Here is a 25,199-nt window from a genome sequence, read left to right as displayed (position 1 = left end):
GGTTGGGGGCGAGGGAGAAGGTATAGTTCGGTTGGGTGGGGGAAAAGTCTAGGACTTCTGGGGTGGGGGTGGCATCAATGCGGACAATGTTGGTTTCTAGGCTGACGGGACTCCGACGGGTCCGCCAGATGCGGCTTAATAGTCTGCCGAATAGTCCACTCCGTCTTTGGGGGATGGGGGCGGCGGTGAGTTTAAAGATATAATCCCCAGGTTTCCGGGCATCGGTGGGAACGTTGATGCAGATTAAAATAGTCTCGATTTGGCAAAAGTCGGCTAAGGCTTCGGGGATGCCTTGGGTCATGTCGTATTCTACGGGCCGACTGATCACCAGTCCTTGGGGGGAAACGCCTTGGACGGTGATGGTTTTTAAGCGGTTGGGGTTGCTGAGTTGCCAGTTGAGGCGAACGGCTTCGCCGTTTTCTTCTTCGTAGAAGCTGCTTTGGGGGGAAAATTCGAGGATTTCGGGGGGGGAGGGGGGACGGGGGAAGAATAACCAAATGAGGAAGATTAATGTCCCGATCGCGCCAATCGCTAATAAGACTAAAATGAGAAATTGCCACCAAGGCCGCCCATCCCAAACCACGCTACCTGGAAACACTTCGCTAGGGAGGGCATGGCCGTCCAAGTCTCTCAGGCGAATATTAAAGTCAATGACCCTAGTATAAAAGGGGCGTTTCCACCGTTTCAGGGGGGCAACTTCTATGGCAATGGCCCCGGACCCGGTGGGGGCAATGTCCATGGCTTCCGGTTCAACGGTATAACGGCAAGTGGTGTCCTCATCGGCCCCAGCAACGGCAATTTGTAGGCTGCGAGGGGTGTTGCCTTGGTTTTTTAAAAAGAGGGTAAAGGCTGCATTTTGCCGCCGAATGCGCCCCACCAGTGTCACCAGTTCGGCAGTGAGGAGGTAAACGGGGAGGATTTGCAAATAAACGACATCTAAGAGGACTAAATCGGGATTATTTAAGGATTTGAGGGAGACGGTAGGGGTATAGACTCCCGCCGGAGTATTCAAGGGAGGGGTAATAATGAGGCGAATGACCCCCTGTTCCCCTGGGTTGAGTTCTAAATATTGTTCTCCCATGATCAGTCCTCCTAGGGAGAAATCATCTTCATAAATAATTTGATACCAGTCCCGGTCGAGGTCCGGACAGAGGAGACGAAATCGATCAACGCGGTCGGAACGATTATCTACTAAAACGGCTAGTTCGAGGGGTTGTCCTTGTTGCAGTGGGATGGGTTGGTCGGACCGGGTGGGGGGTTGTAGGGTAAAGGTGGGGTCACTGGCTAATCGGGCTTCTTGCACGTAGGGCAAGACTTGAATCCGTTGTTGGAGTAAGATGGGAGTATCTTCGGGATAGTGGTCTGGGGCATCAATTACCACGACAAATCCATAACTCCCAGAAGCGGTTTCAATGGGGATTTCAAATTGAAAGGTAATTTCACTACTTTGTCCCACTCCTAGGGCTAACCGTTGTTCAGGAATCACACACCAGTCCCGAACGGGTTGGGAGGTTTCATCGACAAAGATATTAACGAGGGGGGTTTTATCGGCATCGTTAATAATGGTAATACTCAGGTCACAGGATTCTCCAGCCGTGACAGCAATATCTCCTAGTGGATTGAGAATAATCCCAAAAGGGCCGCCAATGGCGTTGGCGTGTTCTTTCCGGTCTGCAATACTTTGAGGATTGTCTGTCATTTTTTGTTGTTTATGATTGATTAATAATTAATTATTCATCTACGAAATCACAGCCCAAATTAAGACGTTTTTGCCGTTCGACTCGGACTTGGGTGTCATCACTGGCACTGGCAATATACACCCATTGATTGACAATTCTCATGTGAACACTGTTAATTTTGGGATAGACTTTGGGACTAAAGAACCCCCTCACTCGTTCAGGGAAAGAACGGTCAATTTCAATGCCTGTGGGATATTCACTGCTGCGAGTTCCGGCCCGAGAAAGCGGCCAGAGGACTACACGGCCATCATCTCCTCCTGTGGCTAAATAACACCCATCTTCGCTGAGGGTAACGGTTCGGATGGGTTCTTCGTTGTGGCCGTCGGTCCATTGATCGAGGATTTCACAACTGCGATCGCTGTTTAAGCATCGGTTTAAATTCCAGAGCATAATACGACCTTGGTTGTCTCCGGATACCATTAAACCGGGACGGAGGGAGGCGGTCCCTACACTAAAAATATAATCATCTTTGCCACCAGGATATTCGTAGCGGATGGGCTGAATTTGGTCGGTTTCTCGATTCCAGAGGATGAGTTGATTAAAGCGTCCTGCGATCGCCAGAATATCTTCTGCGGGGGTAACAAAGTCCAAGTCATACACCGCAAAGTCCCATTGTTTCACATTCACGGGAGTCCGAGGGGGCTGTTCTTGGTTTTGCAGGTCGTCGAGGGAATAATTCACATCCCATTCCAACACGACCCCACTCCCATGGCCACTAAATAGAGTTTGGGAATCACTGGTATATTCAAGGTCTAAAACGCGATCGTCAGTTTGATAAACAAAGCGATCGAGAAGGGCATTTTTTTCTAAAATACTCCAAATTTGAATTTCGCCGTTCTCTAACCCTGCCGCCACCATATTATTATCCACGGGACGATAGCGGGTGACGCGAACCGCTTTATTCGGTTGGCCTAATATCTGTTTTTCGGGGTTATCCAGGAGGCTGAAAAAGCCCCGCACGTGCCATGTCCGTAAGGTTTGGTCATTGGACCCACTCACGGCATCATTGGCAACGCCGTTCAGTTGTACGCTATTCACCGCCGCTTGATGTCCCCAGTTGGGGTTGTTGGGGTTTAACCAGAGGAGAGACCAGATAAAGTACAGTAAACCCGGAATGGCGACAATCACTAACCAGAGGGGAATGATGGGGGCGACTTTGAGACGGAGGTTGTGTTGGCCGGGGTTGGTGTTGCCGACTCGTTGATCAGAGAGGTTGGCCCGGGTTTCTAAAACCAGTTGTTTTGATCGTCCAATCCAAGGCCGGGGGGCGGTGACTTGCATTTCCATGGTTTCTGTTTCCCCAGGGAGGAGGTTTTGGACATCGGGAAAATATTTCAGGTCACATTTGGGGGGGGTTTCGTTGCGGAGTTCGAGGCTAATTTTTTGTTGCAGGTTGCTGCGGTTGTGGAAGGTCAGTTGGTAGGTGACGGGGGGGTTTTGCCAACCCGGTAGCCAAGCACGTTTGGCGGGGATGCGTTTTTCCCGTTCTTCGCATTGGAAATCAATGGCCCCTTGGGGGGAAATGTCGAGGGTGGCTTCCATGTGGGCGGGGGGGCCGTTGCTGTGGGTGGCTTCGATTTGAAAGGGATAGGTTTGGCTGAGGGTTTGGGTGATGCCGGGGAGTTGACAGGTGAAGCTGACTTCTTGTTCTTGGCCGGGTTTGAGGGTGAAGCGTCGTTCGCTGCTTTCTAACCAGGCGGGGTCGAGTCCTTGGAGTTGGAGGAGGACTTGGGTTTCTAGTTGGGAGGGGTTATAGACTTCGACGGGGATGGCCATGGCATCGTTGGCGGCCATGGTGAAGTCGTGGATGGGCATGGTTAATTTTAAGGGGAGGGCTAAGTTCCCTTGTTCCACTTGCATCCGGAGAGTTTGTCGTTCTTCGTCGGCTAATTCGGTGGAGAAGATGCGGACGGTGAGGTTCATGAGGCCGACAAATCCGGGGATGGGGGAGTCGTGGATTTTGATTTGAAATTGGGTTTGATCCCCTGGGGGTTTTTTGGTACTGACTTCGGGGGTGATGGTGTACCAATGTTGTTGATGGTTTTGATCGGTTCCGGCTGCGGTGACATCGACTTGGAATCCGGCAAAGCGATCGCTGTCATTAACTACTGTAATTGTGAGATAAACCGGATCACCCCCCGGTTTAAAGGATAATTCTTTGGGAAATATTTCAGTTTTTATGGTATTAACAGCCATGAATTCATCCTATTGATAATTAATGCAGTTACTTGACCATCAATGGGTTAAGGAGCTTTATGGGATGTGGGGGTTAACTCCCCAATTCCATTACAATTCCAGTCCGGTTGCATGGTAGATACAGCTTGGGGAAGTTACGGTTCGGCACTCATGAGAGGGTGAACATGGTGTTTAATCTGCCCCGTATCCACGTTAAAGGGTTTTGATCAAAGCTTTCTTCATCTTCTAAGAGTCCGGTTTCTTTTAACAGGTCTTTACGAGATGTGAGTTCGTCTTGATGGTTATACAGTTCTTGGGCAAGAGTATCCGCCATATTGGGAAACTTTTGTAAACATTGTTGTAAAATGACTTGATCTACAACAAATAATACCGTTTCGCTGCTGGTGCGCACGGTGGCCGTTCGGGGGATTCCCAATAATAGGGAGAATTCGCCGAAGGAGTCCCCTGCACTCAGGTGTTTTAACAATTTGTGCATGGGGTCAACATACATTTCTGCTGATCCTTCTAAGATAATATAAAATGTGTCTCCGGGTTCATTTGCTCGATAAATATAAGTATTCTGGGGAATAACTCGTTTTTCTCCGAGGTTTATTAAGTTTTGTAACTCATCTTCACTTAAATGGGCAAAATAAGCTAATTTTCGGAGGAGGTTAGGAAGCTGTTTTTCTGAGTCGTTTTGTTGTCGTAATTGCCGCGATCGCGCTAAAACCGTCTCAATTTTCCCCCAATCGTATTGACCATTATTTTTATGACGATTGGCCTTCGCCATTTCATCTTCTAAAGCTGACATTTGTTCTTTTAAATTCGTGTGGGAGGCCATGATAACTCGTCCCATATTTTGAAAAACTTGTCCCAATTGGCCAATTTCATCCTGACGTTGCACCAGACGCGCTAATAAATTCGCTTCAAATGTATGATTTTCGATGGCGTTGGCAGCATGATTTAAAGACTCAATGGGCTGTACAATAGAACGGGCTACAATCAACCCTAGAATGATACCAAAAATCGCCACAATCGACCCAACAATTAAAGCCGAACGAATGGTGGCATTGACAATATATTGAAAGTCTGTATTCGGAATAGCAACCACCACATACCATTCAATCCCTCGGCCATCCTTAAAGGGAACAAAACCTACATATTGGCGGACTCCCTCAATGGTGACTGTAAATTGTTGAATCCCCTCAATTTCATCAATATTTTTACCATATTGATCTAATAAAACCTGACTAATTTCTCGTAGTAAACTATTCTCACTTTCCACCCCATTAATACGAACAGTTTCACCCTCTTTTTTTACGAAAGTGTCCACATCAAAGGAACTCGCCACAATTTGACCATCGGGTTCAATAATAAAGGCTTCTCCGTGGGGGGAAATACTTAATCCGGCTAAAAATTCACTAATCTCAGAAAGGGTGACATCAATTAAAAAGACCCCTTGGAGTTGCCCTGGCGGGTTATAGTAAGGAAATGCTGCCCCCATTCCTAAATCGTTGGTTTGGGCAAACACATAAATTTGACTCCAAGTAAATTCTTCCAATTCCACAGCTTTTTGATACCACGGTCGTTGTCGCGGATCATAAAAAATGGTGTCTTGGAGAGTTTGGGGATTCCCTTGGGTATCTAGGGTGTAAATTTCGGTGGTGGGGTTGTCTTGTGACGGGCCTGGAGGCCGCAACCAATAGGCCATCGGTTGATCAAGGTGAGACTCAATCCCCATAAATTCCCCCGTCGGCTGACCATAAAAGAAAGTAGCAGCTTCTTTAGGAACTAATTCATAGGCAAATTGACGCAGTTGATCGCCATTATTTGGGTTCAGTTGCCCACTCTCAATCAAGGATTGATTAAAGAGTAACAGTCGATAGGGACTTTCGAGATAGGATTGGAGATGCGCACTAATCGCTTGCGTGGATTTAAGATTACCTTGTGTTGCCAATTTATTAACTGCTTTTTGACCATTACGGTAACTAAAAAAAACAGTTAACCCTACAGCCAACAAAATCGGCAAAACAATTAATAAAGGTATTTTTTGGCGGATTGAGAGGGAAAACATGAATTTTTATTTACATTTTAGGGAAAGTTAAGCATGGTCTATTCATTAAGATAAAGCAAAAAGGGTTTTTAAGCGACCCCGAATCCATTGGAGGGGATTATTGTTAAATGCGTCTTCATCATCCATAATTCCCATTTTCTTAAAGGTTTCTTTCCGAGATGCTAATTCTTCTTGATGTTGGGTCAATTGTTGAGCAATATTTTCGGCCATATTGGGATATTGTTTTAGTAATTTTTGTAAACTTTTTTGATCGAGGGTGAATAAGACGGTTTCTTCTTTGGTGCGGACGGTGGCAGTGCGGGGAATACCTAATAATAGAGATAATTCACCAAAAAATGAACCGGAGGAGAGTTGCGTTAAAAATTTATTGATTTTTTCCACATAAATTTCTACTGCCCCTTCTAAGATAATATAAAACGCATCGCCGGGTTCATCTTCTCGGCATAAATACGTATTTTCGGGGACTTCTTCTTTTTTGCCTAATGCAATTAATTTCTCAATATCTTTGTCTTGAAACTCAGAGAAGTAAACCACTTGTCGGAGTAAATGAGAGAGGTTTTGTTCGTGTCCCATTTTCCGACGAACTTGCCGCGATCGCTTCAATAATTCATGAATATGAAATTCGTTATAATCTCCCGCGTGGCGACTATTCTGTTTAGCTTTGGCAACTTCAATTTCAAGAGTGGACATTTGCTCTTTTAAACTCGCTTGGGAAGACATAATCACTGCTCCCATTCGTTGAAAAACAGTGGCCAGTTGTCCTAACTCATCTTTTCGTTGACTAACTGGATTTAAAACATCAGGTTCAAATTGATTATCTTCAACGGATTGGGCAGCATAATTCAGAGCTTCAATGGGTTTAACAATCGACCGAGCCACCAATAACCCTAAAATAATGCTCAATAATGCGACCATAATTCCCACCAATAAAGCTGAACGGGTACTGGCATTAATCACATATTGAAAATCTGTTTTAGGAATAATAACCACCACATACCATTCCAAACCACGATTATCCGTAAAGGGCATTAACCCAACATATTGACTGGTATTCTCGACAGTATAATTAAATTGTTGCAGGGCTTCTAGTTTCTGACCTTGAGGGGCATATTCGTCAAGAATGACTTGAGTTAATTCTCGAATGAAAGGGTTATTACTTTCCTGTCCATTGAGACGAACGGCAGAGTCCCCTTGTTCAAGAAAATTAGCGACTTCTAGAGAGTTCCCCACCAATTTACCATCGGGTTCAATAATAAAGGCTTCTCCGTTGGGTGAAATACTTAATTCTTGTAAAAAATCACTAATATCTGATAAGGTAATATCAACGAGAAATACCCCTTGGAGTTCTTCATTTTCATAGTAGGGAAAAACTGCCCCCATTCCTAACACTGCCCGATTAGCATAGAGATAAATATTGCTCCAAGTGGGTTCTCCGGCGGCCACTGCTGCTTTATACCAGTCCCGTTGACGGGGATCAAAGAGGGTAATTTCTTCGATTTCTGTGGGGTTGCCTTGTTCATCTAGACGGTAAATTTCGGCATTGGGGGCGGTGGTTTCGTCCCGTAGCCAGTACATCAATTCTCCTTCTTGATAGGGTTCAATGCCCAAAAATCGCCCACTGGGTGTACTGTAAAAGTAGTCTCTGGGGCCACGGGAGACGATTTCAAAGGCAAATTTACGTAAGGCTTCATTATCAGTGGGATCAAGTTGTCCGCTTACAATGGCGGCCTGGTTAATGGCAAGAACTTGATGGGGGCGGTCTAGATAACTTTGCAGGTGAGAGGAGATGGCATTGGTGCTTTTCCGGGTGGTTTCTTGGGCGAGTTGATCAACTGCCCGTTGCCCATATATATAGCCAAATCCAGTAATTAAAGCCACTGCGGCCAAAATTGGACTGACAATTAAGAGGGGAATTTTTTGGCGAAGGGTGAGGCCAGGCATGGTGTTGAAAGGGTGGTGATTAATGCAAGAAAAGCGCGTAAGATTGCGTAAAATGTTAGGATTTTTCGAGGGATAAACTGGCGGTTGGTTGCTCAGGAATCCCCCTAGTTTGGTCGCTCATTTGAGTAGGGGTTTGCCATTGCACCAGTTGTTTCCGTCGCCAAGCAAAGTGTAAGAGATTGACCCCCAATTCTTGGGAACTGCGAGTCATTTCCCGTGAGAAAATATAATTGGGATTATACGCCCACGCGAGAGACAGATTCCCTAATAAAATAATAATCCCTCCGGCAATGGTGAGATGGGTGAGGGAATTATGAATAATGGGCAGGGTGGAAAAGAGAAACGGCTCTTTACGTAACGGGTGATTGAGGTTGGCTAAGGGTTCTAGAGAATGGCCTTGTTGCCGGGCCAACCGGTCCCAAACGGCAAAGGTTTGGGGGAGTTGACTGGTTACGGTCATTTGTAGGGCGTTGTATTCGGTGATTAATTCTTGGTAGGATTGGGCAAAATCAGGATTTTTTTCCGTGGCTGCGATCGCGTTTTGTAAATCCTTCTGTACCTGTAATAATTCCTCTAACGGAGTCCCTTGAATTTCCGGTTCAATTAACACCACTCCCCCGGCCTCTAAATGCCGTTTGAGGCTTTCTTCTTCCTCCTCCGTAAACGTCACCTCCCCTTGAGTGGGAAAATAGAGCAAATCGTACTCTAGATTTTGCGAACTATTCCCCGGTCCCAGTAAACTCACCTGATGTAGCGAATGTTCAGGCATCATGGCCGGATAGAGAGACTCTACCGTGTGTAGAAACTCATTCAATTGCTGGAATTTTTCTGCGGCCTGAAAACTATTGCTAGAATGCTGAATTTGGGCAACTTTTAAGAGGGATTGAGGCCGCGATCGCGCGGCAGGTCGATATAATAAATTGGGCTGGCCTTCCTTGGGGGCAAACACATTCTCCGCATTACTCAAAATAAGCGGTAAACTCGTATTCTTCCCCCCAGGAGGTAAGCGCAAACGGCACAACTCCACATCCCCCTTCCCTGGCGGGGCCGTTTTTTCATCAATCCGAAAGGTTTCTTGCACTAATTCCCCAGACTGTCGGCGTTGTAGCGTTTCCGGGTCCACATACCGGGCCACCAAATACACCATTAAGGGATGAGTTTCGTTATTTTCCGAAGCCAACCGAAACTCCACAGGTTCAGGAATCACAATAAAATTCCCTTGGTGATCAATAGCCAAACCTGGCTGAATCTGTAACCATCGAGCATCTCGATATTGCGATCGCACATCTTCTGGAGGTTCAATCACACTCACTCCCAAACCATACACAACCCCTGCTTGGTTCAAAGACTGATAATGATGATTCGTCCGTTGGCGATGATAACCGTGGGCCATTCGCCATCGTTCCGCATTCATCAATAACCCATCTGTCACCTGTAGGCGTTGAAACGGTTGTAAATGGGGAGGAAACCACTTTTGTGTCATGGATTTATGGAAAAAAGAACATCAAGGAAAGCTAACAACAGCATCTACATCTACTGCACCACAACCTACCATTCCACCTAGACCACTGAATAGACCTAAGTTGAACTCGATTGTAATTCCGCCGCATTTTCTCGTTCCTCTACTATATATAATTCATAGGTACAAAACGCAGGTTTTTCTTGTTCAATAACATTACGAATGAGACGTTCATCAAGCCATTGATCCGAGGGATGCCGCAAGCGGACAATAAAGTGATAGGGTTGTCCCCCACCAATCAACGCATCTCCCCCCATCTCCGCTTCCCCTAAAACAAAGCCTTGGCCGCCTAACTCCTGAATACAAATATGCTTTTCCGCCTCCGGAAGATGTTCATCTAACGGTAAATCCGTATAAAAATGCAAATATTGCCGCAACCCCCAGCGAGTCCCCCGCCAGCGATATAATTCCATGGCCCGGGCAATTAACCGACGTTGTTTTTGCTGACTCAACGCGGGACTCCATTGCCACCCCACCCAATGGGCTAAAAACGGCAACATGGCCTCAGGTGCAGTTAGGGGATGTAAATAGCCCCACAGACTCAACAGCGTGTTAAAATCCGGCTCAAAGGCTTCCTCAAAGAGTTTCAACAAGCGGCCAATAAAGTCCACCTCTCGAAATAACTCCGGCAAATAATTCAAATATAAACTGCGAGGCCGCACAAATAACGCAAAGGGAGCAGTCACATGATATTGCCGATTTCTGTCCCTAGCACTCTCCGCTTGGGAGTCAGACTCCCCTTGCAGTTGGGAATGAATTTGTAATTGTCCTTGATAATCTAACACCAAAGACTGACCGACCTGCCAATGGTGAGGAGACTCAAAAAAATCTGCCGCAACGTGAAAATATAGCAACACCTCCATCGTCCCCCTCGGTGGAATTTCATTGCCTTCCCCATGGACACGACACCATTGGTGAGGAAATGTCCCATCTAATGTAAATTCAACGGACAGGGTTTGATTGGTCAAATTTTCCAACTGCACTAAAATTTCACTGGACTCCCCAGGATATAAAACCAACTCACACCCTTTCCGTTTTTTGGAGTCCCCCGTTTTCCCCAAAGCAGACTCCGCTTCCTCCCACGGTGCATCAATGGGTTGATAGGCACTCTCTGGCAGTTGCATGGGAGTAAGTTGCAGACGAAAGGGTAAGGTGTCGTGAGTTTGTCTTGGGTTATTGGTCATTTTTTCATTTTTTTTGTTGTTTGTTGTTTGTACACAAGGGAACAGGGAACGGGGAACAGTAATTAATTATCCATCACCAATTACCAATTATTCATTACCAATTACCAATTACCCATGATCTACTAAATCAAATTAATCACATGACTTGACCGAATTTGGCTGTTTTGCCAAGAACAAATGAGTCCTAAGGGGCCGGGATCGATCATCGGTTCTTTGGGTAAAATACGATGCCATTCTCCCTCCTGATGCCGTAATTCAAATAACTGTAACGTCCCTAAATATCGAACCCCTCGGACTGCTTGAAAAAGAGTAAAAATATCCGACGCATAGACCGGACGACCAAAAGGCCACCCCTTCCCCTCTGGGCCGCCTGTGATGGGGTTTAGGAAATTATAAAGGGCCACTTGCAGACGGGAGAGGATTTCTTGTTGGGCCCCTGGATTATTATATTCCGGTTCAAGGGCGACCTCAATTTGTACCGCTACCCCGACGTATTCTGGCTCTTTGCAGCGTACTTCTACTCCGAGGAGTCGTCGCTCATCGAGGTAGGATAACACCTGTTCAACGAGACGAGAGGACAGGGAGAAATAACTGGGATCAAGTCCTTCACCCCGTTGGATGTGACGGGTATCTGCTTGGGGGACAAGAACGAGGTTGACAATGCCGGCCTCCTCTTTTTTGGTACTGGGGAGACATCGGGCCCGGGCAACAGCCCCCCGTCCTCCTTGAATAGCGAGGATTTCAAAGTCTTCGGGGGTGACAGCGCGATCGCGGGTTCGCAGCATCCGAGGCACTCGCAACACTGCCGCATCCAAACTTTCCCCATCGGCCCCATCCCGGGCCGGGTGGTGGTTCGTGACTTGGGCCACATACGGCACAGCCGATTTTAAAATGCGAATTGTTCCCGCTTGCACATTCCCCCGTAACCCCCCACCCGTGCGATAAGCGGCCATCATCAACGCGGCCCCTCTAGGGGGAACAGCCCCATATTGATTTTCTAAATTATCGTGCCAGTCTGACTCATCCGGCGGAAACGCCTCCATCTCCCGTGAAAAGTCTTGACGGCCCAGTTGTTGGGTATTGCGTTTCAGTTGTTGGGGTTCCCGAATTAAGGGGCCAAATTGAATTTCTCCGGTTAGGGAGTCTAGGGTGTAATGAAGGTCATTGGGTCCAGAGTCGGCGAAGTTTTCCACTTCTTGCCATACTTGGGGGAGTCCTCCGGGGGGAGTGACTAATAAATATTCTTGTTCATTGCGGGGAAGAATGGGTGCGCTTTGCAGTTGGAAGGTTTGACCAGGTGTGCCGTCACTTTCCCCTAAAATTTCGTTACTAATTAAGGTAGATTGGGTGGCGGAAACTGTTCCTCCTAAAGAACGGACACTCAACCCTACAATCCGAGGCGACCGAATATAGGCGGGTTGGTTGGGGGTGGTGTGGGTATAGGTACAGCGTAACCAGCGGCCTCGATAGCGGCCAAAGGTTTCTATGGCCCAACTTTGGGGACAGTGGAGGACAACTTCGGCCCCTTCGAGGGGGTTGCCTCCGTTGCGGGTAATTTCGCTAAAACTAAAGCCTTCGGTGTGGTCGTCGTTTTCGCTGAGGAGGACGGGTTGCCAGGTTTCCCCGTTCCATGCTTCCCAGAGACGCGGGGGGTTTTCGGGGTTAATCCCGGTGGAGGTGGCCGCTTCTCCTTTGAAGGTGACGGCGATGACGTTTCCGGCAATGAGGGAGTCGGGGTCAAAAACGAGATAAAAACAGTTGCCTTCTTGGGGTTGTTCATTAAAAAAGGCGAGTTCGAGTCCTTGCCATTCCCCATCGGGGCGGAGGGTCCAAGTTCCACTAAAGCGATCGCGCAAAATTGTGGGTCGTTCTTCTAACTCCTCTGCGGTAAGCAAATGGCGCACACTAGGCAGTCCAACGGAGAGGGGGGCATCGGTACTAAAAATAATCGCTTCTTCGCTTTCAGTGCGCAGGGTGGCTACTTCTACCCCTTGGGCAATGGTGTAGGTTTCACTGAGGGAGGCGCTGAGATAAAAGGTAACATCAGTATAAGCGGGTTTGGGGGGACGCAACCGCACCCCCAGCATTTCCAGAAAGGTGACATAGTTGCGTCGAGGCACTTGGTTAAACCGATAGAGCATTTGGTCGGTTAACCAAGCAAAGAGTTCAACAAGAGTGACACCGGGGTCACTGGCGTTATAATTAGTCCATTCGGGACAGTAGCGAGGAATACGCAGCAGACATTCTTCTATAAGGTCTTGGTAGGTGCGATCGTCTAAATTAGCTTTCGGTAAATTCGGTAAAAATTTAAAGTCCATTTTTTTTGTTGTTTGTTATTGGTTGTGAACAAGGGAACAGGGAATAGTAATCAGTAATCAGTAATCAGTAACCAGTTGTTACTCTCCATCTCCTCCATCTCCCCCATCTCCCCCATCTCCCCCATCTCCCCATCCACATAATGTAGTTCAACCCTCAACTCCCTTCCCTACAACTCCTGAGACGGCACAAGATAAAAGGGATAAACCATACTGCGAGAGTCATGGGCATCTTTGGCACGATAATTAATAATAATTTTTAAACAACCGCGAATCGGGTCTGGTTCAGTGTAAACACCTTCTAGAGTGATGCGAGGTTCCCATTGCGTGAGTGCTTCTTCAACGTAAATGCGTGTGAGGAGTAAGGTTTGGCTATTCATAGGGGCAAAGACTAACTCAGATAAGCGGGACCCAAAATTGGGACGATAAACTCGTTCCCCCCGCTTTGTCCCTAAAATGAGACGGATAGATTCTTCAATATTCGTTTCTGCTGCACTGAGTTTTAGATTCCCTTGAACATTTTGCCGTAACGGAAAGGAGAACCCTGTGCCAAGGTGGGTTTTAGGGGTTGGGTTAAGGTTCGGTTCTGCCATGAGTTAACCTACTTTGAGCCAATATTAGCCGTTACTGTACGGTATCCCTCAGCACAATGACAATTCTCCAAAGGTCTAGGTACTTAATATCCGTTACTCGCATCTAAACTCACCACAGGTTCATTCCCCACAACTTCCGCACTGTGTACCTTATGACGAGGGACTTCTAAACTGTCTCCTGCTTCGAGAATAACCTCTTGTCCGTCCATAGTCATCCGGAAACGACCGGATAACACTCCGTCGATTTTATCAATGCTGTGGCTGTGGTTGGGGAAAAATGTCCCTGGGGAGTACACATAACGGGAGACACGATAGCCCTTTTCTTCGAGCTTTTGGCGCATCTTTTGTTCTGTTAATTCGCCATCTTGTTGAGGATTCCAATGTTCGAGTTTCATGAAACTTATTTAATTAACAACGAGACAATCTAGACAACCTAGCTACAATAAAACGAACTTCTCCCATTTTAACGGATGTGAACCCAGAGTAAGGGGTCTTCTTGAAAAGGGTACAGATAGCGGTAAAATGCTAGATAGTCCTCTTTTACCTGTTCATTCCCCATCAAGCACTGTGTTATTTAACTCTTATATTTTTATTCTAGTTTTCTTACCGCTAGTTGTTATAGGATTTTTCCTTTTTTCCCACTTCAAATTATTTCAATTATCTATTGCTTGGCTTACAGTTGCCTCTTTATTTTTTTATGGTTATTGGAATATTTATTACTTGCCTTTGTTGCTGTTTTCAATTACATTTAATTATCTGTTAGGACGGAATATTGAAGCGCAAACCACCAAGTCCAAAAAGTCTCAAGGACTTCTGTTTTTGGGGATTTTAGTTAACTTAGGCTTGCTGGGATATTATAAATACACAAATTTCTTTTTAAATTCTCTTAATCAAGGGTTAAATTTTCAGTTTAATTTAGCTCAAGTTATTCTCCCTTTAGCTATTTCTTTCTATACCTTTACTCAAATTGCCTTTTTAGTTGATGCCTATTACGGCAAGACTAAAAATTGTCAATATAACTTCTTGTCTTATAGTTTCTTTGTTTCCTTTTTTCCTCAGCTTATTGCTGGGCCTATCCTCCGCTATAATGAGTTACTCCCACAACTCAAAGATAAAAGTATTTTTGCTTTTTCCCAAAAAAATTTTACTATGGGGGTTACATTATTTATTTTAGGGTTATCTAAAAAAGTTCTAGTTGCCGATAATTTATCCCCTTGGGTTAATGGGGTGTTTTCTAATCCCTTTGATAGTACCTTTTTAGAAGCATGGGTGGGGACAATTGCTTATACATTTCAATTATATTTTGATTTTTCTGGATATTCTGACATGGCCATTGGCCTTGCTTGGATGTTTAATTTACAATTACCCATTAATTTTAATTCCCCTTATAAAGCTACGTCAATTATTGATTTTTGGCGACGGTGGCACATTACCTTATCTCATTTTTTACGGGATTATCTTTATATTCCCCTCGGTGGCAACCGTCAAGGTAAAATACGCCAATATATTAATCTTTTGATTACTATGTTATTAGGAGGTCTATGGCACGGTGCAGGGTGGAATTTTGTAGTATGGGGAGGGTTGCATGGTGTATTTTTAGTGGTGAATAATGTTGGGAATAAATTTAATATTACCATGACTAAATTAGTCAGTTGGTTATTAACTTTTTTAATAGTTGTTCTAAGTTGGGTTATCTTTCGCGCACCCAATTTGCAGGAAGGTTTTATCCTACTAAAAACCATGTTGGGATTAAATGGTTTAGTTTTACCAACTGCTTATCAATCTTTTATTCCTTCTATTTCTTCGGATTGGATTACGTTTCAATCTTGGTTAGACTTTCAATATCTTCCTGCTATTGGACTCCATAAAACAATTTTGATTCTTTTTGTGATTTTAATTATAGTTACTCAAAGTCCCAATACTCAAGAAATTATGAACTCTTTTCAACCGAAACGATGGTTTGCTTATACCATCAGTCTTTTAGCTGTTTTATGTTTACTCTCCTTAAATCAAGTTTCCGAATTTTTGTATTTTCAATTTTAAAATGAAAAAATACACAAGATATAGTGTTCATTTGTTGATTAGTGCTTTATTTTATGTCCTAATCTTTATCGCTTTTAATTTACTAATTGATCCTTACGGGGTTATTAATAGTCCAAGATTTACATTTTTAAATTTAGAAAAACCCGCACAAGATAATCATATTCGTTTATTTAAAGCAATTGATGTCATTCACCAAAAACCTAAAACAATTTTATTAGGTTCATCAAGAACCGATGTTGGAATCAATGCTGCACATTTACAAGAAATTGCAGCGAGTCCTATCTATAATTTAGCACTTACTGGCCCCAACATATATGAAGTTAGACGTTATTTAGAACACGCTATAACTAATCAAAAAAATATACAACAAGTGCTTCTTGGGATTGATTTTTTTATGTTTAATGGCAACTTGAAAAATAAAGATAATTTCAATGAATTGAGACTAGAACAAAGTAACATGATTGGTTCAGACCTTCTCGATATTACCTTCTCTTTAAAAACAACCTTAGATAGTTTTAAAACCATTCACTCTAATCTAAATGGTGTTAGCGTTCCTGTTTTTTTAAGTAATGGAACACGCAATGAAGATTATTTATCTCTGATCAAAGCCAATACATTAAAAGAATTTAAATTATCACTCAGTAAATATTTTGAATCTTCTTATTTATATAAAAACTATCAACTTTCAAAAAAATACTTAAAAGAATTAAAAAATATTATAATTTTATGCCGAAAAAACTACATTAACCTTAATATTTTTATTTCTCCCTCTCATGCAACCCAATGGGAAGTTATTAAGCGTATGGAATTATGGCCAATTTTCGAGCAATGGAAAAGAGAAATTATTAAAATAACACCAGTATGGGATTTTTCTGGATACAATTCAGTTACAACAGAATTATTAGACAAAAAAATGAACAATTATTGGGATAATTCCCACTATACTCAGCAGGTTGGCAATTTAATTATTAAGCGTGTATTTACTATATCTTCAAGTGAAATTCCACAAGATTTTGGAGTTTTCTTGACTTTAGATAATATAGATCATCATTTAGCTAAAATTCGTAAAAACCAAATACAATGGGAAAAAAGTAATTTGAAAACCATCGAGTTTCTTGATAAAATTCAAGCTCAAGTAAATAATAATAAATAACTAATAGACTTTTAAAAATTACATTATCAATATTTGAGAATTATGACCTTACCTAACTTTTTGATTCTCGGTGCGCCAAAATCAGGAACGACTGCACTTTATGAGTATCTTCAGCAACATCCAGAAATTTATATGAGTCCTGTTAAAGAACCCAATTTTTTTGCCTTTGAAGGAAAACAGCCGGATTATTCTGGTCCGAAGGATGAACAAGCATGGACAAATCGGGGGTCTATTGTTACGCTTTCGGAATATCAAAAGTTATTTAATGCCGTAGAAGACGAAAAACGGATAGGCGAAGCATCAACACTCTATCTTTATATACCCGAAACCCCTCAACGGATTCATCATTATATTCCTAATGCTAAATTAATTGCAATTTTGCGTGATCCGATCAACCGAGCTTTTTCCTGTTATTTACATTTTCGCCGTAATGGTCGAGAATGGATCAAAAATTTCCCCAAAGCCTTAGCGCAAGAAGAAAAACGTCGCCAAAACTATTGGGCTCCGGGTTGGTACTATCGAGAAGTGGGTTTATATTCTGAACAAGTTCAGCGTTATTTAAGTCTTTTTGACCGTCAACAACTACAATTCTATTTATATGATGATTGGCAAAATAATCCTCATGCCTTTCTCAAGCATCTCTTTAATTTTTTAGAAATAGATGATAGTTTTTCACCAGATATGTGTCAGCGACCTAATCAAACTTCTGTAGTTTGGAAAAATAATACAGTTCGTGATGTTTTAATCAAGCAAAATTCTCTCAGACAAATGTTACATAATTTAGTCCCTGACTCGATTCGCAAACCTGTCGCCAATTTTATGCTAGAGAGCATTCGAGATACACCACCAAAAATGACTCCTGAGTTACGCTCTAGGCTTATTCCTTATTTTCGTGACGATATTTTAAAACTCCAAGACTTAATTCAACGAGATTTATCTCATTGGTTAAGATAAGTGTTACCATGAAAGGAAAAACAAGGGATAAAAACCCCTTGTTTTTATCATAGAAATTGAGCGAGTTTATTTTTTCAACCAGCTAAACATCGCCCGTAAATCTTTGCCCACTTCCTCAATAGGGTGTTCTGCCTCTTGACGACGCATAGCGGTAAAACCGGGTTTTCCTGACTGATTTTCCAAGACAAACTCCCGTGCAAATTGTCCCGATTGAATTTCGCTTAATACTTCGCGCATTGCCGCACGAGTTTCATCGGTGACGATGCGGGGGCCACGGGTATAATCGCCGTATTCGGCAGTATTAGAAATACTATTCCGCATATTCGCCAAACCGCCTTCTACGACTAAATCCACAATGAGTTTAACTTCGTGGAGACATTCAAAATAGGCTAATTCGGGCTGATATCCGGCGGCCACCAGGGTTTCAAACCCGGACTTAATTAAGGCACTTAACCCCCCACAAAGGACGACTTGTTCCCCGAATAAGTCGGTTTCGGTTTCTTCTCGGAAAGAGGTTTCTAAAATTCCAGCACGAGTTCCCCCAATTCCTTTAGCATAGGCCATGGCGCGATCGCGGGCTTGCCCAGAAGCATCTTGATACACCGCAAACAAGCAGGGGACTCCCTCCCCTTGCTCATAAGTCCGACGCACTAAATGGCCCGGCCCCTTGGGAGCAACCATCACCACATCCACAAAATCGGGTGGCACAACCTGCCCAAAATGAATATTAAACCCGTGGGCAAAGGCCAACACCTTGCCGTCCGTTAAATGGGGTAAAATCTCGCTTTGATAGACCGACTTCTGTACCTCATCGGGCAGTAAAATCATAATGACATCTGCCACACTGGTTGCTTCTGCCACTGTATGAACCGTTAATCCTTGATCTTTCGCCTTTTGAACCGAGCGACTCCCTTCATAGAGTCCCACAACCACGTTAACCCCACTATCTTTAAGATTAAGGGCGTGAGCATGACCCTGAGACCCATAACCAATAATGGCCACCGTCTTTCCTTTGAGTAGGTCTAAATTGGCATCTCCGTCATAATACATACGAGCCATAATAAAAAGTTCCTCAACTGTTATGCGCGACAATGCTGCGAACTCTGTATGATACCAAATTTAGGGGCATGACGACTTCGTGATTCCCGTTGACTTGTGAAGGGGAGAGAAACCCGGTTTCTTCTGCTCAGGGGAGAAAAAGTCGCCTCATGGGGGAGAGAAGCCCAGTTTCTACGGGATAGCATTTACTGCTCATCAGGGACAGTTTTGCGAAACCGATAAATCAGCCAACCCACCACCGCTAAAATAGCCAAATAGGGACTATAGGCAATTAACCATAACCCCAGTTGTAATAGACTGGTGGTAAAACGGCCTACAGAGTGAGTGGCACGAGTCCACGTTTGTCCCATGCGATCGCGCAACGGTTCACGGATCCCAGGGGTGGCCACCGTCGCTTCTAACTGCACTGAAATCGTCGAAAACGCCACTCGATTGCGTAAATCTTGTAATTGTGCATCAATTTGTTCAACCTGCGATCGCACGTTACTCAACTCCTTCGACACCGTTAACACATCCGTCATCGACCCCGAACGCTCCATAATATCCAACAACATCTCCTCCGTTTTCCGCAAATTCCGCAACCGCGCCGAAAAATCCACCAACTGACCACTGACATCCTCCGCTTGAATTGTCTTAGACTCCACCTTCCCCAAATTGCTCAACTCCACCAAAGTCCCCTCCAAATTCCCCTGGGGAACACGCAACTGCATCGACGCAGTATGAGGGGTCAGCGTATTTTGCGGTTGATTGTCCTGCAATTCCAAAACATCTCCCCCCTGCTGCTGCACCAACTCAGTAATCTCATCCAACGTCTCCGTCACCGACTCCACCGTTAACGCAATATTCGCCGTTTTAATCAATTGTGGGGTTTGTTGAGGAGCATCGCGAGCAGCCTCCCCTTCCCCTGTAGCAGTCGTTTGCTCTGCTTCGGGAGCAGCCGCATAATTATCCCCTTGCTCCCTCAAAACCGCTTGCTCTTTAACCCCCCCACTAGAGCAACTCCCCACCATTAGAGTCGCCAAAACAGTCAGCGCAATAGCACGGCCACCGAAATATCGAGTCATAATAACCTCCTATGGCGATCATGGATCAATTCACCACTACTCTTTCTGAAACTGTGTCCCCTTTTGGAGAAATTGCCATTTTGGTAACGAAGCCTAGGTTTTCTGAAATCTTTTTCTCCTGCAAGATAAGATGAGAAATAAAAATAAGTTGGACAGTTACCGATTCAACTTACCAGGACAGTTATGCTTAAATCAATCTTACAACTGGGTGTTGGGCTACTGTTAGCCACCAGCGTACAGGGACTCCTTGCCAAAACCGCTTTAGCCCAATATATTATTACCCTTCCCGATGGGACACGCTGTGAAGGCCAATTCAATGGCTATAACGGACGGGGCATTTGCGAATATTCCGATGGTTACTATCGGGGAGAAATTCGTAATGGAGTCCGAGAAGGACAAGGCGTATTTTATTACGCGAATCTTGATGAAGAAACCACCGATGGGAATTTCATCAGCGTCTATGATGGCCAATTCCGCGATGGTGTCCCTCATGGGAAGGGGAAGTTTGTCTATGGGAATGATAGCCGCTATCAGGGCGATGTGAGAAACGGCCTACCCAACGGAACTGGGTTATTTTTATTTGAAAGTACCCTAGAAACGACGGGAAATTTTGGAGATGAGGAGGGGATTTCAATTTTAACCGCCGAAAGTGCGAGTGAACTGGCCATGCGCTACTATGGTCAGGTGTTGAATGGTCGCCCCCACGGACGTGGTTCTATGGTGTATGGGAATTGTCAGCAGTTTGGTGGCCGTCGCCAGTGTTTGCGATATGACGGACTCTACCAAGGCGGTAATCCCCACGGCCAAGGGACGTTTACTTATCCAGACTGTGAGGTGGTGGGAGATCAACTCCGTTGCACGCGCTACAGAGGGCAATTTTATGAGGGCCAGCCTAATGGGTCGGGAACGTTATATTACAGTGATGGGAGTCGCTGTCAGGGAGAATTTAATGATTTTACCCTGAGTGGAAATGGCAACTGTTTTTATAGTAATGGCGATCGCTATACCGGAGAATTACGCCTTGGGTTGCCTCATGGCATAGGCCGCATGACTTATGCCAATGGCCAAGTCAGAACCGGGAGTTTTCGCTTTGGTGAATTTGTTCCCCATGATGGTCTCGATACCGGAGAACAGGGGATATAAAGTTATGCCACGGGAGGGGTGAGCGTTTGCCATCTCCCATATTTTTGGGCATAAAATTCACAAATTTGTTCCACTTGTTGAGGATAATGGGGATTGATATCTCGATCCCCTGTTACCTCTAATCCCTCAATTTGACTATGTTGATAACTAAATTCTTGTGAGGACTGGGGTAATAATTTAACGGTGACGCTTTCGACTTGTTGTAAATGTGCCGCAATTTCTCGATAGACCATTAAGGGTAAATCGGGATAGCACAGTTGGATGGTGGGTTTTGAGACGGTAAACATAGTTGATAGTTGATAGTTGATAGTTGATAAGTTGAGAGTTGCCCAAACAACAAATAACAAACCGTTATTTACGCTTCATTTTGAGATGAATTGGGCGTAGAATCCTCAGCCGTTGCGCTTTCTCCCACTGCTTTCACTACCTCTAAACCCATTTCTTCAAACACAACAACCGGGTTAGGTGCAGCATTAATATCAATTCGCTTCACTAAAACTTGTCCGTTTTGCAAATATTCTCCGGCCTCCACGTACTGACTCATGCCATCTTCACTTTTCACAATGGCCTTGGTTTTACCTCCTACTTGGACAACGCCTCGGACATCGAGTTTCTGAGCTAATGTGGGTTCAGGGAGAGAGGGGAGATCAGGGGTAAAGTCACCGTTGGATGAGCCATCCCCATTCGGTGCGGCTTCACTGCCTCCTCCATTCCCATTTCCTGTGCCATCTCGGTCACGAGGTGCTGGACCGGTTCTGGAGATTTGGGGAATATTGGGGACAGTTACTGGGGGGAGGTTGGCCTGGGGAAGACGGGGCAGTTCTGGAGATTGCGATCGCGCAGATTGTTGGGGTACAGGTAACGTTGAAAAAGGATCAGACCGACCTTGAGCTTTCAAACCCATTTGGGCCACTTCATCACTACTGAGGATCGGAATTAAATCATCCGGGGAGGTTGCGTCGCCTTGGGTTTCTTCGGCTTCTGCGCCATCTGTTTCAGTCTCTTCTTCTTCCCCTTCCACCACGGGATTTTCAAAGGGGACTTGCTCGGTTTGTTGAGGAGAGGCGGTGGTTTGGGGTTGTTGTTGGGCAGTTTGCTCACTTCCTCCCCCCACAAAGGGCAGAAATGAGAGTGCGTCGCATCCCCCAATTAAGAGAGAGAGGCTAGTCAACCCTAAAAATAGTGAAACCTTTTTCATGAGACTTCCCTTCAATCCATTCAATGTCTAGTGATTAGACTGATGACGGTGGAACTTTTACCAGTTCACTTTATATTACCTTGATTTTCTCTCACAATCCCTGAATTGGCCTGATTGGTCTCAAAACAGCAAGACTGCTTGAAATGTATGGTAGTTTTTGGTGCGTTACTGTCACCGCTTAGGGGTTAGCGGCCTAACCTACTGGACTGTCTTAGCTAATTTGGTGCAAGATTCGTAGGTTGGGTGAAGCGATCGCGCAACCCAACACCAAAAGGGGTTTTGTTAGTTTTTGGTGCGTTACGCTGTCGCGCTTCGCACCCTACGTGATGCCCCTTTTTAGCTAGATCATGCCAATTTTCTCTAATTTTTTTGCATCACTTGTTTCAGCGATTGAATGCCTTTTTTCACGCGACGGGAAACGGTGACAACGCTAATATCCAGTAATTCCGCGACTTCTTTTTGGGTTAAGTCGTGGAGAAAGACAAACTCAAGTACATCTCTAGTCCGTTGTTCGAGTTGTACTAAGGACTGTTGCAGACGAATACGATCTTCTTGGGCCAGTTGGAAACTCCGATATTGGGGATCAGGGACTAATTCCCCTAAACTGGTCGTGCCTTCATCATCATTCCCGACTGGGACATCAAGACTTAGGGGTTCTCGATTTTTATAGGCGAGTTTAATCTCCTGCCATTCCCTGAGATCAATGTCTAGAGCTTCGGCAATTTCTGCGTCGGTAGGCGTGCGTTGTAGTTCTATACGCAACTTACGGGAGACTCTAACGGCTTGTTGACGCAGTTCTAACCAACGCCGGGGAATGCGAACGGAGGTAACTTTATCTCTGAGATAATGCTGGATTTCACCTCGGATGTAGGGAACCGCGAAGGAACTAAAGGCGTGACCTTTGGAGAGGTCAAAGCGTTCGATCGCGCGAATTAACCCCAAACAGCCCACTTGTAATAAATCTTCATAACTCTCGCTACATTGGTTCACCCAGTGATGAGCTTCTTTACGGACTAAGCCAATATTGAGTTGGACGATCTGGTTACGCAGTTTGGCAGTTGGGGAGTTTTGATAGTCTCGGAGGAGTTGCAAGCTCTCACCCTTTACACGGGCGATGGAGGTGGACATAATTCAATTCCCTAAAAATAAATAACTATAGATTCAGAATTTGAGTTGCTGATCTTAACGGGAAAATTTAAGACTTACTCAGATATATAGGGTTTTTTGTATCCTAGGTGCGATCTTTATCACAACCCAAATTGGGGTTAGCGCACAGGGAAGACAGATTTTTCTATCTTGACAAATTTTTCTCTCACTTTGAGTGTAATTCGCAAATTGCGGAAATGACAACAGTGTTTTCCTTGAAATAAAAGGGGGATCGGCTCAACGGCCAATCCCCAAGGAGTTTCACACAACTACCTGTTTAGGAAACGAATTTTAGTCAATTTTCGGGGCGACACGACCGTAAAATGTGCCTTTAATCTTGACTTCTTCGGGATCATCTGCCCCCATGTCGGTGTCAGAAGGCTGAATGCTGACAAAGTTTCCGGCAATTTCTCCGGTTTCTCCGTCCACTTTGGTGATTTGGAGAGACATTTCACCTTCCCCGGTTTGATAGCGTTTCTGGTTAGCCCGGGTTAATTCTTCGCCATCGGCGTTGGCGGGAAGCGCGATCGCGTTATCATACCCACTAGCAATCCCCCGACCTTTAGGATCAAGGAATACTGCCCCCCGATAGGAAGGCACAAATAAATCCCCTTTTAAATCCGTAGAAGTATTGATGGACTCAAAACCCGGCTCGCTTTTCGCGTCTAATTCTTTAATGGTGAACATAAAGGGAATTTGTTCCCCACCTGGCAATTGTACCGTAATGGGCTGGAAATCAATCCCCCCTTCTTCTTGAAAACTAATCACACCATCAGAACTGACTTCCACTGTCCCTTCAACTTGGTCTAAGCTGGTAGTGGAGCGAGTTAAGATTTTTCCTTCCACAAATTCCTCGGCTCTGCGCTTTTTCCCTTCTTCCTTGACAAAGAAGCGTTGGGGTTGTAAGCACATATCGGTAATTTGGTAGGTTTGATCTGAACTGATCTCAATCGACCCCCGTGCAGTTTCATCCAACTCAGGGCAGACATTGGCCAGTCCAGTATTTACAATTTCATCATAGGTCAATTGTTCCCGGTCGGTAGCATTGGCTGGCCCGTCACTACAAGCGGTTAAAAACCCTAAACAAACGGCTAAAAAAGCCACTATAAATGCGCGATAATACCTCATGATTAACCTCGTTTTGTCAATCTCTGCATCTAAACAAACAATCTCTGAATCGAGATGCGAACGAGACTCGCTGGTGTTGAGGTCGGTGTTGGCTAACTAGGTTCAACCGATACCAACAAAACCCCACCTGCTTTCCGTGTTTTGGAAATCGGCTTGGGCAATGACCTCCATCTCAGATTGCTAGCCCGCAAATCGTTAAGTTCTCATAAAGCATTGTACACGGGCGCGTTCTCTTTCCCTAGGTCAAAAGTAGATTATTGTAGAGATTTCCTTGATTGATCGGTTGCTTCCCTATACTCTAGCCAGATAAACTTGATAAAACCATGTACCCACAGCAAAACTTGGATTCTCCCTCTCTCGATCAGGATTTAAAAACGTTACTAGACACAATTGAGCAAACTGCTCAGAAGTATCAGGGCAATAGTGGAGCCTTATTGGCTTTGCTCCGACAGTTGGAACAAGTTCACCGAGAAATTCGGGAAGACCTGTTTATGCCGTCTTTACCGGATAATCGTCGTGAGTTAGCCTATCTCATCCGCCAAATTGAGGAAAAAGGAGGTTGGCCTTATATTGAACGGATGAGATTGCGATCGCTCCTTGTCCATCTCGAATGGACTCCTCAAGGGTCTGATGAATCTTTGGGTAATGGGTAATGGGTAACGGGTAATGGGTAATGGGTAATTAATCAATCCTTATCCTCCCCCATCTCTCCTACCTTCCCCATCTCCCCTACCTTCCCCATCTCCCCTACCTTCCCCATCTCCCCTACCT

The 25,199-nt window shown here is 44.8% G+C and carries 20 protein-coding genes; 5 read left to right on the top strand and 15 right to left on the bottom strand.

Going from position 1 to position 25,199, the window contains the following annotated elements; genetic code table 11:
• The 9 genes from PN462_RS06775 to PN462_RS06735 form a co-directional block, all read right to left on the bottom strand.
• The coding region (locus tag PN462_RS06775; RefSeq protein ID WP_272127279.1) for a COG1470 family protein at positions 1–1,699 on the bottom strand (1,699 nt) is incomplete at its 3' end.
• Positions 1,700–1,730: 31 nt separating this feature from the next.
• Positions 1,731–3,935 carry a WD40 repeat domain-containing protein gene (locus PN462_RS06770; RefSeq protein WP_272127278.1) on the bottom strand — a complete coding sequence of 735 codons (2,205 nt, stop codon included), beginning with the start codon at positions 3,933–3,935 and terminating at the stop codon, positions 1,731–1,733.
• 148 nt (positions 3,936–4,083) lie between these two features.
• On the bottom strand, positions 4,084–5,988 hold the full coding sequence (locus tag PN462_RS06765; RefSeq protein WP_272127277.1) for a cache domain-containing protein: 1,905 nt from the start codon (positions 5,986–5,988) through the stop codon (positions 4,084–4,086).
• Between the two features lie 45 nt (positions 5,989–6,033).
• Positions 6,034–7,929 (bottom strand): cyclic nucleotide-binding domain-containing protein, encoded by a 1,896-nt coding sequence (locus PN462_RS06760; protein ID WP_272127276.1) that lies wholly within the window; start codon positions 7,927–7,929, stop codon positions 6,034–6,036.
• A gap of 55 nt (positions 7,930–7,984) precedes the next feature.
• A complete protein-coding gene (locus PN462_RS06755; protein WP_272127275.1) occupies positions 7,985–9,412 on the bottom strand; it encodes a DUF4159 domain-containing protein in 1,428 nt (475 codons plus the stop codon).
• Between the two features lie 95 nt (positions 9,413–9,507).
• A complete protein-coding gene (locus PN462_RS06750) occupies positions 9,508–10,632 on the bottom strand; it encodes a phage tail protein (protein ID WP_272127274.1) in 1,125 nt (374 codons plus the stop codon).
• Positions 10,633–10,754: 122 nt separating this feature from the next.
• Positions 10,755–12,950, bottom strand: a complete 2,196-nt coding sequence (locus PN462_RS06745) for a putative baseplate assembly protein (RefSeq protein ID WP_272127273.1) — start codon at positions 12,948–12,950, stop codon at positions 10,755–10,757.
• Between the two features lie 167 nt (positions 12,951–13,117).
• Entirely contained in the window at positions 13,118–13,540 is a 423-nt protein-coding gene (locus PN462_RS06740; RefSeq protein WP_272127272.1) for a GPW/gp25 family protein, read from the bottom strand.
• 83 nt (positions 13,541–13,623) lie between these two features.
• Positions 13,624–13,935: a cupin domain-containing protein gene (locus PN462_RS06735; protein ID WP_272127270.1), complete on the bottom strand. Its 312-nt coding sequence runs from the start codon at positions 13,933–13,935 to the stop codon at positions 13,624–13,626.
• 127 nt (positions 13,936–14,062) lie between these two features.
• Between PN462_RS06735 and PN462_RS06730 the strand changes: the two genes are divergently transcribed.
• From PN462_RS06730 to PN462_RS06720, 3 genes are read left to right on the top strand one after another with little or no spacing between them, the layout of a single operon-like run.
• The gene (locus tag PN462_RS06730; protein ID WP_272127269.1) at positions 14,063–15,583 is read left to right on the top strand and encodes an MBOAT family O-acyltransferase; all 1,521 of its coding nucleotides are present in this window, start codon (positions 14,063–14,065) and stop codon (positions 15,581–15,583) included.
• A 1-nt stretch (position 15,584) separates the two neighbouring features.
• Positions 15,585–16,736, top strand: a complete 1,152-nt coding sequence (locus PN462_RS06725; protein ID WP_272127268.1) for a hypothetical protein — start codon at positions 15,585–15,587, stop codon at positions 16,734–16,736.
• Between the two features lie 42 nt (positions 16,737–16,778).
• Entirely contained in the window at positions 16,779–17,690 is a 912-nt protein-coding gene (locus PN462_RS06720) for a sulfotransferase family protein (protein WP_272127267.1), read from the top strand.
• A gap of 66 nt (positions 17,691–17,756) precedes the next feature.
• Here PN462_RS06720 and ilvC read toward each other — a convergent pair whose 3' ends face one another.
• Positions 17,757–18,749, bottom strand: a complete 993-nt coding sequence (gene ilvC / locus PN462_RS06715) for a ketol-acid reductoisomerase (RefSeq protein ID WP_272127266.1) — start codon at positions 18,747–18,749, stop codon at positions 17,757–17,759.
• Positions 18,750–18,934: 185 nt separating this feature from the next.
• Positions 18,935–19,813, bottom strand: coding sequence for a DUF4349 domain-containing protein (locus PN462_RS06710; protein ID WP_272127265.1), 879 nt, complete (start codon positions 19,811–19,813; stop codon positions 18,935–18,937).
• A gap of 183 nt (positions 19,814–19,996) precedes the next feature.
• On the opposite strand from PN462_RS06710, the gene PN462_RS06705 reads away from it, so the two are divergent.
• A complete protein-coding gene (locus PN462_RS06705; protein WP_272127264.1) occupies positions 19,997–20,956 on the top strand; it encodes an MORN repeat-containing protein in 960 nt (319 codons plus the stop codon).
• 2 nt (positions 20,957–20,958) lie between these two features.
• Here PN462_RS06705 and PN462_RS06700 read toward each other — a convergent pair whose 3' ends face one another.
• From PN462_RS06700 to PN462_RS06685, 4 genes are all read right to left on the bottom strand, one after another.
• Entirely contained in the window at positions 20,959–21,243 is a 285-nt protein-coding gene (locus tag PN462_RS06700) for a hypothetical protein (protein WP_272127263.1), read from the bottom strand.
• A gap of 68 nt (positions 21,244–21,311) precedes the next feature.
• Positions 21,312–22,154, bottom strand: a complete 843-nt coding sequence (locus PN462_RS06695) for a hypothetical protein (RefSeq protein WP_272127262.1) — start codon at positions 22,152–22,154, stop codon at positions 21,312–21,314.
• Positions 22,155–22,514: 360 nt separating this feature from the next.
• Positions 22,515–23,282, bottom strand: coding sequence for an RNA polymerase sigma factor SigF (locus PN462_RS06690; RefSeq protein ID WP_272127261.1), 768 nt, complete (start codon positions 23,280–23,282; stop codon positions 22,515–22,517).
• A 309-nt stretch (positions 23,283–23,591) separates the two neighbouring features.
• Complete coding sequence (locus PN462_RS06685) at positions 23,592–24,428, bottom strand: photosystem II manganese-stabilizing polypeptide (protein WP_272127260.1); 837 nt, start codon at positions 24,426–24,428, stop codon at positions 23,592–23,594.
• A gap of 323 nt (positions 24,429–24,751) precedes the next feature.
• Here PN462_RS06685 and PN462_RS06680 point away from each other — a divergent pair, with 323 nt between their 5' ends.
• Positions 24,752–25,081 (top strand): hypothetical protein, encoded by a 330-nt coding sequence (locus tag PN462_RS06680; RefSeq protein ID WP_272127259.1) that lies wholly within the window; start codon positions 24,752–24,754, stop codon positions 25,079–25,081.
• The last annotated feature ends 118 nt before the right edge of the window (positions 25,082–25,199 follow it).

Source organism: Spirulina sp. CS-785/01, assembly GCF_028330525.1.
Lineage (GTDB): Bacteria > Cyanobacteriota > Cyanobacteriia > Cyanobacteriales > Spirulinaceae > JAQMSD01.
The sequence above is the reverse complement of the archived record's forward strand: the minus strand, read 5'-3'. Positions and strand labels throughout refer to the sequence as shown.